The organism is Salinivibrio sp. IB574, from assembly GCF_001996205.1.
GTDB classification, from domain to species: Bacteria; Pseudomonadota; Gammaproteobacteria; order Enterobacterales; family Vibrionaceae; genus Salinivibrio; species Salinivibrio proteolyticus.
This window is the reverse complement of the sequence record NZ_MUFN01000034.1, coordinates 15,975-31,740: the sequence shown is the minus strand read 5'-3', so window position 1 is coordinate 31,740 and position 15,766 is coordinate 15,975. Positions and strand designations below refer to the sequence as shown.

Sequence of the window (15,766 nt, the reverse complement as noted above, 5' to 3'; positions counted from 1 at the left end):
AGTGCAGGCAGTCGCTCTTTTAAGCCCGGTTGCGTAGTGACGTAATCACTTTTTACCCAGCCTTTACGGCCACGGCTATCAACCACTTGGGTATAACCTGCATCGCGGTCGCGGCTTAATACGGTAATTTTATCGCCCGCATCGACGCTACCAATAATGCGATATTGTGTACCTGGACCAGAATGCATGTAGGTAAACAATTCGTCGGAAATATAGTTTTCTGCCATTGCACGGGGGGCCACAAGTACAATCAGCAACATAAGAGCAGAATACAGGTGTTTCACGTCTGGGGTCCTTTGCGTTTTTTCAGTATGGGACACATCGCCTTTGTTGCGCATAGTGCCATAGGCCAAAAGGAAAGGGGAGCCATGCTCCCCTTTTTTTGACCGTGATTTGACATCACTCGCTCAGTTTACGCAAATGCAGCGGTCATCACATGGTAAAAGATCACAGCTAGCAAGGCGCCAGCCGGTAGCGTGATAAGCCAAGAAGCGACAATGTTGCGCACTACGCCTAAATTGAGCGCGGCAATACCACGGGCAAAGCCGACGCCGAGCACCGCCCCCACCAAGGTTTGGGTGGTCGAGATAGGCAGCCCTGTCCCTGAGGCCAGCACCACGGTACTTGCGGTCGCTAGTTGTGCGGCAAAACCACGGCTTGGGGTGAGCTCAGTAATGCCTGATCCCACGGTGGCCATCACGCGGTGTCCGAGCGTAGCCAAACCGACTACGATCCCGATGCCGCCCATAGGCAGAATCCACCAAGCAATGTGTGCTTTTTCCGCGACTTCACCAAGGTTTTGTACCGTGGCCACAATCGCTGATAGGGGACCAATTGCGTTAGCCACATCATTAGAGCCATGAGCGAATGCCATTGCACAGGCGGTGACGACCATCAACAAACTGAAAATACGTTCAACGCCTTGAAAGCCTTGATTCTCGTCGCCGCGATACTTACGAGAAATATAGTACACCCCATAGAACATGATCAGTGCAGAAAGCACGATAGACGCACTGACAGCTTCAAAGGTGGAGAGGTGAAGACCAACGTGTTTGAGGCCTTTTTTAATGGTTACCATCGCGATAATAAATGCGGTGATAAACATATAAATGGGAACAAAGCGTTTGGCGTTTAGCACCGGATGATCGGTATCGAAGATAAGGCGTTGTGCACTGAGGAAGATGAGGTAGGCAAAGATGCCTGAGATGAGCGGTGTGATAATCCAACTGCCCACAATGCTTTGTACGGTGTGCCAATCCACCGCCTCAGAACCGACGGACAGGCAGGCAAAGCCAATAATGGCACCAATAATAGAGTGGGTCGTCGAGACCGGCCAGCCCATGTATGAGGCAAGGAGCAACCAAGTGCCAGCAGCCAGCAGGGCTGACATCATACCAAACACCAACTCAAGCGGTTGATCCGCGTAGAGTGCGGTGTCAATTACCCCCTTTCGGATGGTGTCTGTTACCTCGCCGCCAGCAAGATAAGCGCCAGCAAATTCAAAAATCATGGCAACAATAATGGCTTGTTTCACGGTCAGCGCTTTAGAGCCGACCGACGTGCCCATTGCATTGGCGACGTCGTTGGCGCCGATACCAATTGCCATTAAAAAACCAAAAGCCGCGGCGACCATAATTAAAATGGTCCCGTGATTCATCAGGATTTCCATTGTAGTACCTTGTTATTACATCACTCGGTTAGGAACGGGAAAGCATCACCTCTAAGCGCGCGCCAACACGCTGCGCTTGATCGGCGATTTCACCGACCCACTCAAGGATTTTGTACAAGAACATGACGTCGACCGGGTTATATTCGTGTTCGACAGCCATCAATGCTTGGCGAAGTTGGATTTGCATGGAGTCGGTATCGTCTTCAATCACATCCAACTGATGAATCATTTCTGCCACCAAAGTCACTTCGCGGCCTTTGAACCCAGTTTCTAGTAACTCTTCCAGTTCATTGATCACACGGCGTGCTTGATCGGCTGCATCCAAACAACGCTGGACGTAGGCGATAAAGGCATCATTCATCGAGGGGGGCATACGGAGCTGACGGCCAATCACGCGGCCAGCGATATCCTTTGCCAAGTTTGCCAACTTATCCTGTTGGGTGAGCAGCTCCAGCATGTCTGTCCGATCAACAGGCATAAAGAGACCGCGGGGAAGTTTGAGTCGTATATTGCGTTTCAGTGTATCTGCGTCTTTCTCAATATCAGAAATTTGCTGACGCAGTTGGTTAGCCTGTTCCCAATCTTGACGCTCACAGGCGTTAAAAAAAGGAATGAGTAACGCACAGCAATCGTTCACACGATTAACATGGCGTTGTAAGGGTTTAATTGGGCTTTTTGCAAACAGCCCGACAATTGTATTTACTGGCATAGCCGTAATCTACCTGGTTGCCTCGTGCCCAGAGGGCAAAATGGAGGCCAAACGTTCAACGATGGTATATCGGAGCGGCGAATGGTAGCGCAGAACATTGGTTAAAGAAACAGCTTTTGTGATCTCACCCTCATTGCGCCTGATCAAGCCTGATAACTCCAGTACTTGCCGACAGGATCAATTGTTCATATCCTTGTCTGGCAATTGGCTATAGGTACCCGTATGGACACTGAGATAGAGCTCAAGTTTTTTGTCTCTTCTGACTTCTCTCACCGCATTCGCGATAAGATTGTCGGTGTAAAGCAGCTACAGCAGAGCCAGCGCGAGCTGGGAAACATCTACTTTGATACGCCAGATTTTACCCTACGCAAACACGATATCGGTTTGCGGGTGCGCCGCTTTGACGGCGTTTATATTCAAACGCTGAAAACGGCGGGCCGGGTGGTCGCTGGGCTACATCAACGCCCAGAGTACAACGCCGAGCTTAACGGACCTGAGCCGGACCTTTCTTTGATCCCGGTCGAAGCATGGCCCGATGGATTAGATATACAAGCGCTTGCGAGTCAACTTCAGCCGCTATTTTCGACTGATTTTGTGCGCCGTCAGTGGCTTTTGGCGACCGAAGACGGCAGCCAGATCGAACTGGCCTGTGATCAAGGCGAAGTGTCGACGGATGCGGGCGATAAAGACGTGATTTCTGAGGTTGAACTGGAGTTGATTTCTGGTCAAACCGATGCGTTGTTCTCACTGGCGCGTAACTTGGCTGATGAAGGCGGCGTGCGTCTTGGGAATTTAAGCAAGGCTGCGCGTGGCTATCGTTTAGCAACGGGTTACCAAGGCGATCCGGTCACGGCACTATCGATTGTGAAGTTACGTGATGACGACTCTCAAGAGAAAGCGCTGATCCGTATTTTGGAGCATGCGCTCAGCCATTGGCATTACCATGAGCAAATCTACATTGAGCGAGAATCGCTCGATGCGCTGCAAGAAATTCGCTATGCGGTATTACTGATCCGTCAAGCGCTTGCGTTGTTTGGTAGTGTGGTGCCTCGCCGTGCTAGCACCCTTTTGCGCCAAGAGCTGCAATGGTTTGAAGGCGAGTTAGCTTGGCTTGACCATGCCACTGCCATTGCACGTTTGTGCGAAGATAAGGGGCAATATTTACGCAAACTTAATGCCCGCAAATCCTTGGTTAAGGCGCTAAAAGACAAGCACGAAACCTTGCCTGAGCGAGAARACGTGGTTGCGCTCCTCCATGCGTCACGTTACTGCAACCTGCTGTTGGATTTGAGTCGGTGGATTTTATCCAAAGGGTGGCAGCCTTTCTTAGATGACAAAGCGGAAGAAAAGCTTGCCCAGCCTATCCAACAATTTGCCGATAAAGCCTTGCCTGATTCTTGGCAAGAGCTGTTGGCGGTTTTTGATGAGACGAAAACCCTGACGCGGCACGACTATTTTGATCAGTATCCAAGACTGCAACGCAACTTGTTACTGGGTACCTGCCTCGCGTCTTTGTTTGATAAAAGCCGGCGCAAAGCGTTCCGCCTGCCTTGGCTGGATATGTTGCAAGGCATTGAAGAGCTGCGTTTACTCGAGCCTGTGCGTGAACTGGTGGCAGAGTTGGACGATGACGAAGATAAGAAGCAAGCAGAAAAATGGTTGGCGCGTAAAGAAGAGTCTTTATTGCATGCGATGACGCAAAGTCGCCAAACAGGCCTGACGCTTACTCCCTATTGGCAAGATTAAATGCCTTCCTTTAAAGCAGCTCAATGAGCTGCTTTTTTTTGTACTGCGCGTGCGATCGCAAATTGAATAACTACCTAATAGAAGTGGAAGAAAACGCAATCTACATCAAAATGCATTTCTCTTTGGTTAGATATAACCGCGCGGTGAGGCATTGGGATGTCCGTTGAACTGACTAACTTATCATTATTGAATATGGATGCGGGCAGTTATCACAAATAAGGTAAACAAGGGTTTAGTCATCACCGGATTTACCGATATAACGGATTGTCGAAAATAATTACCGCCCGCCTCGTAGGGTCGCGAGTCAGCATTAATGTGGGCATGGAGTATGCAGGATTATGGCGAAACATAGCTTCTATGCATGGGAAAAACCAGTGACCAATCTGCGTTTAGTTCCCAAGCTGGTTATTTTGATGGTATTTAGCACCGTGTTGTTGGTGGGTAAGCAATTATGGGATGCACAAACATTCCGTCAATCCGTGGTGGATTTTACCCTCAAACAGACACAAGAACTGGCGCGCTCGAGCGCAGCTATGACTCAGGCATTGATTGCGCAGCCTGACGGTGAGCGACTGATGCGAGAAGCGGTCGAGAGTATGAATGCCGAGTTCAGTGAAGGTGCCTATTTGTACTTGGTGAATGATAAAAAGCGTCAGGTGTGGGCACATCCTTCAATGACTAAATTCGCTGAGCTACGCGTGCCAGATGATCACCAAGATAGTGACGTGGCTGACCTATTTCTCAATCAATCCAGCGCATTCAGCTATACGGTGTATGACGGTGCACGACATGGTTATGCGGTACCTGTTGCCGGCAGTGATTGGTGGATTGTTGCCTCGCAGCCAACGTCGGAAGCCCAGTCGTATTATCACGACTATATGATCCAAATAGCTTGGCAGACGGCACTGATGATTGTCTCCTTTATGGTCATTTTGCTGGGTGGCTCCAATATTATGCTGCGGCAAATCAATTACCTCACCGATCGAATTCGGGCCTTGGCGCAGCGAGATTTAAGCGAGCCAATTGAGATGAACAGTCGTGATGAATTTGGTGATCTGGCGCGTGAGCTTGAGACGTCTCGCCAACAACTGGTGGATGTGATTGATGCGCAGCGTCAAGCCGCTGATGAGTTGTCATCATTAGCAGAGATTATGACCATCAGTATGGCGGAGACCAAGGAATCTGCGCAGGAACAGTTTGCCGAAATCGATCAGCTTGCCTCAGCGATGAGTGAGATGAGTGCCACGGTGCAGAATGTGGCTGAACATACGCGTGAAGCCTCGAAAGCCACTGAAGCGTCGAATGAACAGGCGGCGAGTGGTCAGCGCTATGTGGGAACGACCATCAACACCATTAACGAGCTGTCGAGTGACATTAGTCAGTCATCACACGTAGTGAGCCAAGTTGAATCGCAAGTGGAAAAAATTGGCACTGTGGTTGTCACTATTCAAGGGATTTCTGAGCAGACCAATTTGCTGGCTCTCAATGCCGCAATAGAAGCGGCGCGTGCTGGGGATAGCGGACGTGGATTTGCGGTGGTTGCCGATGAAGTGCGTAAGTTGGCACAACATACCCAAGAGGCGACGGTGGAAATTCAGGATATGATCACCCAATTGCAGCAAAGTGCACAACAAGCAGTAAGCTTGATGGAGCGTAGTGTGAGTGAGGCTGATAGCAGTGTTGATTCGGTCAGCCAAGCGGGCGGGGAACTCGATCAAATCGTGGCGCAGATCCGTTCTCTCAATGATATGAATTTCCAAATTGCTTCGTCGTCAGAACAACAAGCTTCGGTCGCGGGTGAAATGAACCAAAATCTCACCAACGTGAAAGAGCTGGTGCAAGCTTCTGTGACCGTGGTCACCGAGTTGCATGAAACTGCAGAAATGGTGGAGCAAAGTGCCCAATCGCTTAATGAAAAAATTGGCGCATTCAAGATTTAATCGACGCGTTTTTCACACTCTGGAACGGCCCGCTGCGCATGCGGGCCGTTTTTTGTTAATGTCAAAGCAGGATAGCGCAACAAGGAATCACCATGGCTTTGCCTGATATGCTCGCCTCAACCATCAATCATCATATCTCCCAGCTTGAAGCGCACTGCGCAGAGGCATTGGCGCGCTGGCAAGATAGTGCTCGCGAGCAACTCGAGCGGGCGCTTGGATGCAGTGAATTTATTGCGGCTGCCTTATTACAGCAAGCCGGTTTATTGGACTGGTTATACCAACATCGCGATGATCCATGTCGCGCGAGTCAGTACTCATCCTTATTAGCCCAAGCACTTGAATCGGTTGACGATGAAGCCGCGTTCCATCGCGTGTTACGTCAGGTGCGCCAACAAGAGCTGGTGTGGATTGCTTGGCAAGATATCCAAGGTAATTGGTCAGTAGAACAAAGTTTGCAGCATCTATCGGCATTGGCTGAGGCGCAAATACTGGCCGCCTATCAATGGCTTTATGCGCATTGCATTCAGTCGTGGGGCACGCCAATAAATGCGGAAGGCGAGGCGCAACCTATGTTGATCCTTGGTATGGGAAAACTGGGGGGCGGTGAGCTGAACTTTTCCTCAGACATCGATTTAATTTTTACCTATCCCGACAATGGCGAAACGCAAGGTGCGCGACGCAGTATCGCCAATGCGCAGTTCTTTACCCGATTAGGGCAACGCTTGATTAAAGCGCTCGACCAACCGACCGTGGATGGCTTTTGCTATCGGGTTGATATGCGTTTGCGCCCCTTTGGCGATAGTGGTCCTTTGGTCATGAGCTTTGCTGCGCTCGAAGATTACTATCAAGAACAAGGTCGGGATTGGGAACGTTATGCGATGATCAAAGCGCGGGTGATGGGCWAAGAGCAATACGATTGCTATCAAAGCTTGCGTCAGATGTTGCGCCCGTTTGTCTTTCGTCGCTATATCGACTTTAGTGCCATTCAAGCCCTGCGTCGTATGAAGCAGTTAATTCAGCGTGAGGTCCGTCGACGCGGCTTGACGGACAATATTAAATTAGGCGCCGGCGGTATTCGCGAAATTGAGTTTATTGCCCAATCTTTTCAGCTGATCCGCGGGGGCCGAGAGCCGAGTTTGCGTCAGCGGGGCTTGTTAGAGACCTTGGCGGCGCTGGATGAGCTGGAATTATTACCCGCTAACGATGTGGCGCAGTTGAAGGCCGCGTACCTTTACTTGCGTCGGGTAGAAAACCTGCTGCAAGCGATTGACGATAAACAAACCCAAACGCTTCCTGAGACGGAGCTTGATCGAGCACGTCTGTGTGCGGCGTTAAATGAATCGGATTGGCCATCCTTGGTCGCTAAAATTCACCAGCATATGCATGCGGTCCATCAGGTATTTTCTGGCTTGATTGGGGATGATGAGCAAGAAGGCGATGCCGACGTTGATAGCGAATATCATGACTTGTGGGCGATGGCGCGGGATCCTGATAATGCGAATTTGATCTTGGCCGATCTTGGCGTGCCGGAGACCAACATCGCGGATCAATTGTTGAGCTTTAAGCAAGAGCTGGCAAAGCGGACCTTGGGTCCGAGAGGTCGGGATGTGCTAAACCGCCTTATGCCAGTATTACTCAGTAAATTACTGGCGCAGCCTCATCCTGAACGTGTACTGCCGCATATTACCCACTTATTGGTCAATATTGCGACACGCACGACCTACCTTGAGCTTCTGGACGAGCATCCTAGCGCCATTGACCAAGTCCTACGCTTATGTGCCGCGAGTCCCTTGGTTGCAGAAAAGCTTGCCCGTTACCCCATGCTGTTGGATGAGCTATTGGATTTAACCCATCTCTATCAACCGTTAGCGCCCGACGCGTATCGGAGTGAACTTGGGGATTATCTGGCGCGGATCCCGGTTGAAGATATGGAACAGCAAATGGAAGCGGTGCGTCAATTCAAGCAAACCCAGTTACTGAAAATTGCCGCCGCTGATATTGCGGGGGTATTGCCGGTGATGCGAGTGAGTGACCACTTAACCTATTTAGCCGAAGCGATTGTGGAAGCGGTGGTGAATCAAGCGTGGTACCAAATGACCGAAAAATATGGTCAGCCCACGCATTTAACTGACCGTGAAGGGCGCGGCTTTGCCGTGGTCGGCTATGGCAAAGTTGGCGGTTGGGAATTAGGTTATAACTCCGATTTGGATGTGGTGTTTTTGCATGACTGTCCAAGCCATATAGAAACCGATGGCCGCAAGGTGATCGATGGCCGTCAGTTTTATTTACGACTGGCGCAACGCATTGTGCATCTTTTCTCAACCCGTACGGCATCTGGGGTGTTATATGAAATTGATACCCGTCTGCGTCCCTCGGGCACCTCAGGAATGTTGGTCAGTACCTTAGAAGCCTATGCGGATTRCCAGCAAAATGAAGCGTGGACTTGGGAGCATCAGGCGCTAGTGCGTGCGCGGATGATCTATGGCGATCCGTCTTTAAGCCGAGCATTTTCTGAGGTTCGTCAGCGTATTCTTACCATCCCAAGAGAGTCAGAGACACTGCGTGAGCAKGTCTCGTCGATGCGAGAGAAGATGCGCCAGCACGCGCACCGACATGACCCAGCCGTGTTTGCGATTAAGCAAGATAAAGGTGGGATTACGGATATTGAGTTTCTGGCGCAGTATTTGGTGTTAAGCCATAGCCAGCAGTATCCGGCCTTAACACGCTACAGCGATAATGCGCGTATTTTTGAACAAGCCGGAGATACGGGGGTGATGCCAACATCACAAGCTTTGGCACTGAAAGAGGCGTATACCGGTATGCGTAATGCGCTTCATCGCAGCCACCTTGCTGGTGAATCAGGCGTGGTGCCTCAAAGCGAATTTGTGACGCAAAGAGAGGTGGTCGAACAGGCTTGGCATCAGTGGTTAGGTCAGCCGTAGCAGCAAAAAGGGCCGCACGAGCAGCCCTTTTTTAACTCAATACAACGAAGGCTCACCTTCGGGACGTGTTTTAAAACGTCGGTGTAGCCACATGTATTGCTCTGGGGCGCGAAGAATTAAACGCTCAACCGCTTGGTTGGTAACCACGGCGGCTTCATGGGCGTCTTTAGGAAAGTGTTTGATTGGCGCCTCTATCTTAACGTGATACTGCCCATTGCGTCGTTGGCGTATCACGGAAAAAGGCACCACGGTTGCATGACCGGCAGTGGCGAGCAAGCTCGTCCCTGTGGTGGTACAGGCTTTTTCGACCGCAAAGAGCGGCGCAAAGGTTGAGCGGCGTCGGCCATAGTCATGGTCGGGGGCGTACCACATCCGGTGCCCCTCTTTGAGGTAGCGGATCATGGACTTGACGTCTTTTCGATCTACGCCAATGTTACGTTTCATTCGGCCCCGAAACTGGAACCAGTCATAGACAGGGTTAGTATTGGGGCGGTAAACGCCAACGCCAGGTGTTTGGTCACTAAGGCCACGTGCACCGATTTCTAGATTGAGTGAGTGGACGGCGATCAGCAATACCCCTTTACCTTGCTTTTCCAGATCAATCAGGGTGTCTAACCCTTCAATGGTGACATGCTTGTTGATTCGCCACTTGGGCCAAAACCACGCCATCCCAGTTTCGAACAAGGCAAGGCCCGAATTCGCAAAATTTTCTTTGACCATCGCGGCACGCTCAGCGCGGGTCATTTCTGGGAAGCAGAGCGCAAGGTTACGATCGGCGATGCCAACGCGGCGTTTCATCAGCGTATACATGAGTCGACCCAGACCGCGGCCCAAATAAAACTGGACGCGATAAGGAAGCCAACTTGCCAGATACATGAATCCGACACCAAGCCAAGTATGCCAATACCGAGGGTGAACAAACCCAATCCGAAAAGTGGGCGCTGAAAAATCGCTCATAGCGTTAATGACTCATGAAAACCAAAACCAGAAGGGGCCGAGAGGCTTGCGCTATTGTAGAGCAAAATTAAAAAGCTGTCCCGCCACAATCGTGCGCGAACCTGCCTCATTGTGACGGTATCGAAATGTTTTTGCGTGTTTTTTGTACGGTGCGCCATCTGACAATAGGTCATTTTTATTGGGGCTGTGCTACTATCGCCCAGTAACGACAGTATCGGAGATCCAGATGAAACTTAGCCTTCCTGACTACAGCCAAGCCCAAGTCTTGGTCGTGGGTGATGTGATGCTTGATCGCTATTGGTATGGCCCAACGGGGCGAATTTCGCCTGAGGCACCTGTACCTGTAGTGAAGATCAATCAAACAGAAGAGCGTCCCGGTGGCGCAGCTAACGTTGCCATGAACATCGCTGCGTTAGGGGGTCATACCCAACTCATTGGTTTGACAGGCAAGGATGAGCAAGCCGATGCGCTCACGCAGAAACTTCACTCGCTCAAGGTTGCGTGTGATTTTGTCGCGCTCGATTCCCACCCCACGATTACTAAGTTGCGGGTGATGAGTCGCAATCAGCAGCTGATCCGTCTTGATTTTGAAGAGGGATTTGATGGCGTGGATGTGGCTCCTATGTTGGCAAAAGTCGAAGCGGCTTTACCGCAATGTCAGGCCATGATTTTGTCCGATTACGCGAAAGGTGCACTGTCGCAAGTCCAACCCTTGATTCAGGCGGCCAAGCAAGCCGGTGTAACCACCTTGGTGGATCCGAAAGGTACTGATTTTGAGCGCTATCGCGGTGCCAGCTTATTAACCCCAAATATGGCTGAGTTTGAAGCGGTTGCTGGACGGGTAGACAGTGATGAAGACTTGGTCGAAAAAGGCGTTGCGCTGATTGAAAAATATCAGTTGGGTGCATTATTGGTGACCCGCAGTGAACACGGTATGACGCTACTTCGCCCCGATGTCGCCCCACTGAATCTGCCGACACTGGCCAAAGAAGTTTATGATGTGACCGGGGCCGGCGATACTGTGATTTCGGTATTGGCGGCATCGTTGGCAGCGGGCAAACCCATCGAAGAGGCCTGCGCACTGGCGAATGCGGCGGCTGGTGTAGTGGTCGGTAAACTCGGTACCTCTACCTTATCTACTATTGAGTTGACCGAAGCGATTCATGGCTCGCACGAATCTGGGTTTGGTGTTACCACAGAAGCGCAGTTGATTGAGGCGGTGAAAGTCGCCAAAGGGCGCGGTGAAAAAGTGGTGATGACCAATGGCTGCTTTGACATTTTACATGCTGGCCATGTGGCATACCTGAATGAAGCCGCCAAACTGGGAGATCGTCTGATTGTGGCGGTGAATACCGACGCATCGGTTCAAGCCTTGAAAGGGCCTGGACGTCCCGTCAACCCGACGGACCGACGTATGGCGGTATTGGCTGGCTTGGGGGCGGTCGACTGGGTGGTGCCCTTTAGTGAAGAAACACCTGCGCGCCTGATTGGTGCTGTCTTGCCAGACCTATTGGTCAAAGGCGGCGATTATCAGGTTGATGAGATCGCGGGTGCTGAGGCGGTGATGGATAATGGTGGCGAGGTGAAAGTGCTGAATTTTGAAGACGGCTGTTCCACTACTGAAATCATTGAGTCAATTCGTCGCGGTCAATAAAACCGAGCGAGTAACCGTCAATAAAAAAGGTGCCTGAGGGCACCTTTTTAGATCAAAGTTAGCGGCTAAGGCTTAGCGCTTTTCAATCAAGCCTTTGTTGATTTCTAGCAAGTCCTGCTCGCTAAGTGTCCCCACGGCTTGACGCAACTGAAGGCGGCTTAAGATGTAGTCGTAACGCGCATTCGACAGGTTACGGTTGGCATCGTACAGGCGGCGTGTGGCGTCAAGGACATCCACAATGGTACGTGTGCCCACTTCAAAGCCAGCTTCTGTCGCTTCAAGGGCTGAGCGCGCAGAAATGACCGTTTGTTCATAGGCACGCAAGGCACCGATAGAAGCATTAATGTCGTTATAGAAGGCGCGAACGTCCTTAACGGTTGAACGGAACGTGGCTTCCAAGCTTTCCGAGGCTGCAACGTAGTTATACTGCGCTTTCTCAACATTCGCTGAGGTGCTTCCGCCCGTAAACAGTGGCAAACTAAAGGTGAGTCCGGCACTGCCTTCGTTGGTATCACTTGAATACGCATCACTGTGCTGGTTGTCGACATCTGTCATGCCGTATTTAGCGCTAAACGTTAAGGTCGGAAGATGGCCAGACTCAGCTAGCTTGATTTGCTCTTTGGCAGTATCACGGGCAATACGGCTTGCCAACAGCTTCAAGTTTTTCTCTTCGGCAGTTTCAACCAACGCGGTTGGTTGCTGCTGAGGTTTACTCGCGCTAAAACGTGCGGTATCTAACACGCGCAAATCACGTGGCGCTTCGCCAGTGATCTCACGCAAGCCTTCATAGCTATTGGTGAGGGCATTCTGAGCCAAGATTTCGTCGGCGAGTACTGCGTCATATTGCGCTTGTGCATCGTGTACGTCGGTAATCGCGGAGAGCCCGACTTCGAAACGTTGTTTGGTTTGCTCAAGCTGACGGCCAACCGCCGCTTTCTCTGCTTTGACAAATTCCAGCTTGTCCATGGCACGGAGTACGTCAAAGTAGGCCTGTGCGACACGCAGCATCAAGCCTTGTTGTTGCGCGGCGTAAACGGCATCTAGCTGACGAGCTTGCATTTCGCTGATATCGAGGTTGATCCAGCTATCACGCTTAAAAATTTGTTGGCTTAGACTGATGTCTGCGCTGGTGGTGTTACTGTCACGCTGATCGTTGCTGTCATTGCGGGTAATCGAATAGCCGGCATTTAACCCAATTTGGGGTAGCAATGTACCGCGCGTTGCATCCACGGCTGAAAACGCAGCGTCACGTTCAGCGGCGGCTTGATTGAGTGTGGGATCACTTTGCTTCGCTTGTTGGTAAATTTGGGCGAGATCGTCGGCTAGAGCCACGGAGCTTAGGCTGCCGAGTGCCAAGCCTAATGCCAAAGGGAGCAATTTTTTCATAGGTAGAATCCCTGAATTTGAGCTGTTCAATAAGAATACGACGACTAGCTTACCGCAATTATGCTTGCGTGAAACTGACAATTTGTTAAGACACTGAGTGTAAACTATCCAGTTTGCGATTGGGACTTAAAAATAGTTGTAACTTTTATCAAAAAAGTTAAGTTTAAGGTTTGCAGCGCAATCGTGCCAATGATAAGACTGCACCGCCACCACAAATAGCAAGGAGCGAGTATGTCCAGCCATCCCCCCGGTCAGTTTGGCCGTGAAGACATTGTGATTGAAGATATCTCACCATGCTATCAAGGGTTTTTCTCAATTCATCGCTATCAGTTTCGTCACCGATTGTTTAAAGGCGGTTGGAGTGGCACCGTGGTTCGCGAGTTGTTTGAGCGTGGTCATGCGGTGGCAGTACTTCCCTATGACCCTGTGCGTGACGAAGTGGTTATGCTAGAACAAATTCGTGTCGGTGCGATGGCAGCTGGGGCTTCGCCATGGCAGCTTGAGATTGTTGCGGGCATGATGGATAAGCAAGAGTCTCCCGAGCAAGTGGCACATCGCGAGGCACGGGAAGAAGCCGGCCTTTTATTGCAGCAGATGGAGCGAGTGACTCGCTATTTATCCAGCTCCGGCGGCTGCTCGGAACAATTAGAGGTCTTTGTGGCGATTGTCGATGCGTCTGAAGCGGCTGGCGTACACGGATTGGCAAGCGAAAATGAAGATATCTTGGTTCATCGATTCTCACGTCAACAGGCGTATCAAAAGGTCGTCGATGGCGAGATTGAAAACGCGGCATCCATCATTGCGCTGCAATGGTTGGAACTCAATGCTAGTCGGTTACGTCAAAGCTATAATGAACAAATCAATCAATAAACAGTAGGTGTGTGTGAAAACAGATTATCGAGTCGACTTACCGGCGATGATGCGCCTGTATGAAACTAACTACGCCAAACTTGTCCGTTTAATGCCTAAACGCGACGAGGTGGGGCAAGTGTGTCGATACGATATTCAAGGACAGGAATATGCGTTGGTTGTCCGTGAGTCAACCCGTTACACCACCTTACTGGACATTGCCCAGCTCGGCAAAGGCCAAGCGCCCGACTACTTACGCGCGAATCTAACCGTGCGTCTATACCATGATGCACGTGTTGCTGAAGTGTGTACCACGCAGCAGATTTCACGGCTAAAACCGCGTTATGATTATCCGAATCCGCGCATGCATCAGCGCAATGAAAAACATCAGGTTAATGCATTTTTGTCTGATTGGCTGGCGCACTGTTTGCGCCGCGGCGTGACCGCCTCAGACTCCGTGTATAAATCATCGTTAAACTAAACCAGCAAAGGTATTTTCAACGTTGCAGCCTTGCCAGATTGAGAACGCGAACGGCGATTGTATTCGTCTCCTGCAAATCACCGACACGCACCTGTTCGCGGACGAACAGGGCAGTTTGCTGGGTGTTAATACACTGCATAGTTATCATGCGGTGCTTGATGCGATAAGCGCCACACAACGTACCTTTGACGCCATTATTGCGACCGGCGATTTATCTCAAGATCACTCAGCGTTATCTTATCGCCGCTTTGTAGATGGAATTCAGCGTTGGCAGCAACCCTGTTTTTGGCTGCCGGGAAACCATGACTTTCAACCCGAGATGCGTTCGGTATTGCAATCTGGCTCGTTATCGCATTGTTCACAAGTGTTGCTTGGCGAGCACTGGCAAATGATATTACTCGACAGCCAAGTGTCGGGCGTGCCACATGGTGAATTATCTAGCGAACAGTTACGCCTGTTAGATCAGCACTTAAGTGAGTACCCGCAGCGCCATGCACTGGTGTTATTGCATCATCATCCGCTAGAGGCCGGCAGTACTTGGCTCGATCAACACAAGTTGGTTAACCGCGAGCGGTTTTGGCAGATCATGGCGGCACACCCACAGGCAAAAGCCGTGGTGTGTGGACACATTCACCAAGCGCTGAATGTTCGCCATCAAGGTGTACAAGTTATGGCATCGCCGTCAACCTGTATCCAATTTATGCCGGACTCGCATGACTTTGCATTGGATAATCAAAACCCCGGCTGGCGCTGGTTAGATTTGCACAGTGATGGACGGATTGAGAGCCAAGTTGAGCGTGTGACGGGGCAACAGTTCCGTCCTGATTTTGACTCCAGTGGATACTAACCCAATGGCCTCAGCACTGCTTTATCTCCATGGCTTTAATAGTTCTCCGCAGTCGTTAAAAGCACGACAAATGCGGGCGTATTGTCAAACAATGCGTCCGGATATTCAGGTGCTCGTCCCGCAACTGCCGAGCCACCCAGAACCCACCGTGAACCTGTTGACTGAGTTGGTCGATACCTATGGTGCCACCCATCAGCTGGGGCTCGTTGGCAGTTCACTGGGAGGATTTCTCGCCACTTGGCTCAGTGAGCGCTATGATATACCGGCGGTGTTGGTCAATCCCGCGGTACGCCCATATGAGTTATTGCAAGATTATATCGGCGAGCAGGTGAACCCTTACACCCATGAGCGCTATCAACTCGATGCTGACGATATTTTGGCGCTGCGCACGCTGGATGTGCCTACCTTGACGCACCCTTCGCAATTTTGGCTGCTGCAGCAAATGGGGGATGAAGTGCTCGACTATCGTCAAGCGGTTGAGAAATTTAGTGCCAGTCGACAAACGGTTGAGCCAGAGGGCGATCATAGTTTTGTTGGCTTTGAACGCTACTGCGCCGACATTATCCAGTTCCTTGGATTGTAGCCT

At 50.8% G+C, this 15,766-nt stretch carries 13 protein-coding genes; 8 read left to right on the top strand and 5 right to left on the bottom strand.

Features of this window, described 5'->3' with window-relative positions:
• The 3 genes from BZJ17_RS14480 to BZJ17_RS14470 all read right to left on the bottom strand — a co-directional run.
• On the bottom strand, nt 1-284 hold a 284-nt coding region (locus tag BZJ17_RS14480), incomplete at its 3' end, for a TIGR04211 family SH3 domain-containing protein (RefSeq protein WP_108743830.1).
• 128 nt (nt 285-412) lie between these two features.
• Nucleotides 413-1,669, bottom strand: a complete 1,257-nt coding sequence (locus BZJ17_RS14475) for an inorganic phosphate transporter (protein ID WP_077641175.1) — start codon at nt 1,667-1,669, stop codon at nt 413-415.
• A 28-nt stretch (nt 1,670-1,697) separates the two neighbouring features.
• Entirely contained in the window at nt 1,698-2,378 is a 681-nt protein-coding gene (locus BZJ17_RS14470; RefSeq protein WP_069590816.1) for a TIGR00153 family protein, read from the bottom strand.
• 222 nt (nt 2,379-2,600) lie between these two features.
• On the opposite strand from BZJ17_RS14470, the gene BZJ17_RS14465 reads away from it, so the two are divergent.
• The 3 genes from BZJ17_RS14465 to glnE all read left to right on the top strand — a co-directional run bounded on the left by BZJ17_RS14465 (nt 2,601) and on the right by glnE (nt 9,006).
• Nucleotides 2,601-4,124, top strand: coding sequence for an inorganic triphosphatase (locus tag BZJ17_RS14465; RefSeq protein ID WP_077641174.1), 1,524 nt, complete (start codon nt 2,601-2,603; stop codon nt 4,122-4,124).
• 338 nt (nt 4,125-4,462) lie between these two features.
• Nucleotides 4,463-6,064 (top strand): methyl-accepting chemotaxis protein, encoded by a 1,602-nt coding sequence (locus BZJ17_RS14460; RefSeq protein ID WP_077641173.1) that lies wholly within the window; start codon nt 4,463-4,465, stop codon nt 6,062-6,064.
• 107 nt (nt 6,065-6,171) lie between these two features.
• Nucleotides 6,172-9,006: a bifunctional [glutamate--ammonia ligase]-adenylyl-L-tyrosine phosphorylase/[glutamate--ammonia-ligase] adenylyltransferase gene (gene glnE / locus BZJ17_RS14455; RefSeq protein ID WP_241836813.1), complete on the top strand. Its 2,835-nt coding sequence runs from the start codon at nt 6,172-6,174 to the stop codon at nt 9,004-9,006.
• A 36-nt stretch (nt 9,007-9,042) separates the two neighbouring features.
• Here glnE and lpxL read toward each other — a convergent pair whose 3' ends face one another.
• Complete coding sequence (lpxL, locus tag BZJ17_RS14450; protein ID WP_077641171.1) at nt 9,043-9,963, bottom strand: LpxL/LpxP family Kdo(2)-lipid IV(A) lauroyl/palmitoleoyl acyltransferase; 921 nt, start codon at nt 9,961-9,963, stop codon at nt 9,043-9,045.
• 226 nt (nt 9,964-10,189) lie between these two features.
• On the opposite strand from lpxL, the gene hldE reads away from it, so the two are divergent.
• Nucleotides 10,190-11,617: a bifunctional D-glycero-beta-D-manno-heptose-7-phosphate kinase/D-glycero-beta-D-manno-heptose 1-phosphate adenylyltransferase HldE gene (gene hldE, locus BZJ17_RS14445; protein WP_077641170.1), complete on the top strand. Its 1,428-nt coding sequence runs from the start codon at nt 10,190-10,192 to the stop codon at nt 11,615-11,617.
• Nucleotides 11,618-11,689: 72 nt separating this feature from the next.
• On the opposite strand, the gene tolC is transcribed toward hldE, so the two are convergent.
• Entirely contained in the window at nt 11,690-13,003 is a 1,314-nt protein-coding gene (gene tolC / locus BZJ17_RS14440; RefSeq protein WP_077641169.1) for an outer membrane channel protein TolC, read from the bottom strand.
• Nucleotides 13,004-13,234: 231 nt separating this feature from the next.
• Between tolC and nudF the strand changes: the two genes are divergently transcribed.
• From nudF to yqiA, 4 genes are read left to right on the top strand one after another with little or no spacing between them, the layout of a single operon-like run.
• Nucleotides 13,235-13,873: an ADP-ribose diphosphatase gene (gene nudF / locus BZJ17_RS14435; protein ID WP_077641168.1), complete on the top strand. Its 639-nt coding sequence runs from the start codon at nt 13,235-13,237 to the stop codon at nt 13,871-13,873.
• 13 nt (nt 13,874-13,886) lie between these two features.
• The gene (locus tag BZJ17_RS14430) at nt 13,887-14,333 is read left to right on the top strand and encodes a DUF1249 family protein (RefSeq protein WP_108742936.1); all 447 of its coding nucleotides are present in this window, start codon (nt 13,887-13,889) and stop codon (nt 14,331-14,333) included.
• Nucleotides 14,334-14,355: 22 nt separating this feature from the next.
• A complete protein-coding gene (gene cpdA, locus BZJ17_RS14425; RefSeq protein ID WP_077641167.1) occupies nt 14,356-15,180 on the top strand; it encodes a 3',5'-cyclic-AMP phosphodiesterase in 825 nt (274 codons plus the stop codon).
• 4 nt (nt 15,181-15,184) lie between these two features.
• Nucleotides 15,185-15,763: an esterase YqiA gene (gene yqiA, locus BZJ17_RS14420; RefSeq protein WP_069589251.1), complete on the top strand. Its 579-nt coding sequence runs from the start codon at nt 15,185-15,187 to the stop codon at nt 15,761-15,763.
• Nucleotides 15,764-15,766 lie beyond the last annotated feature (3 nt).

Bases quoted from the DNA above. Each gene is read 5' to 3' on its own strand.
- BZJ17_RS14475 (WP_077641175.1), bottom strand. From the start codon at position 1,669: ATGGAAATCCTGATGAATCACGGGACCATTTTAATTATGGTCGCCGCG.
- tolC (WP_077641169.1), bottom strand. From the start codon at position 13,003: ATGAAAAAATTGCTCCCTTTGGCATTAGGCTTGGCACTCGGCAGCCTA.
- BZJ17_RS14470 (WP_069590816.1), bottom strand. From the start codon at position 2,378: ATGCCAGTAAATACAATTGTCGGGCTGTTTGCAAAAAGCCCAATTAAA.
- nudF (WP_077641168.1), top strand. From the start codon at position 13,235: ATGTCCAGCCATCCCCCCGGTCAGTTTGGCCGTGAAGACATTGTGATT.
- hldE (WP_077641170.1), top strand. From the start codon at position 10,190: ATGAAACTTAGCCTTCCTGACTACAGCCAAGCCCAAGTCTTGGTCGTG.
- lpxL (WP_077641171.1), bottom strand. From the start codon at position 9,963: ATGAGCGATTTTTCAGCGCCCACTTTTCGGATTGGGTTTGTTCACCCT.
- BZJ17_RS14460 (WP_077641173.1), top strand. From the start codon at position 4,463: ATGGCGAAACATAGCTTCTATGCATGGGAAAAACCAGTGACCAATCTG.
- yqiA (WP_069589251.1), top strand. From the start codon at position 15,185: ATGGCCTCAGCACTGCTTTATCTCCATGGCTTTAATAGTTCTCCGCAG.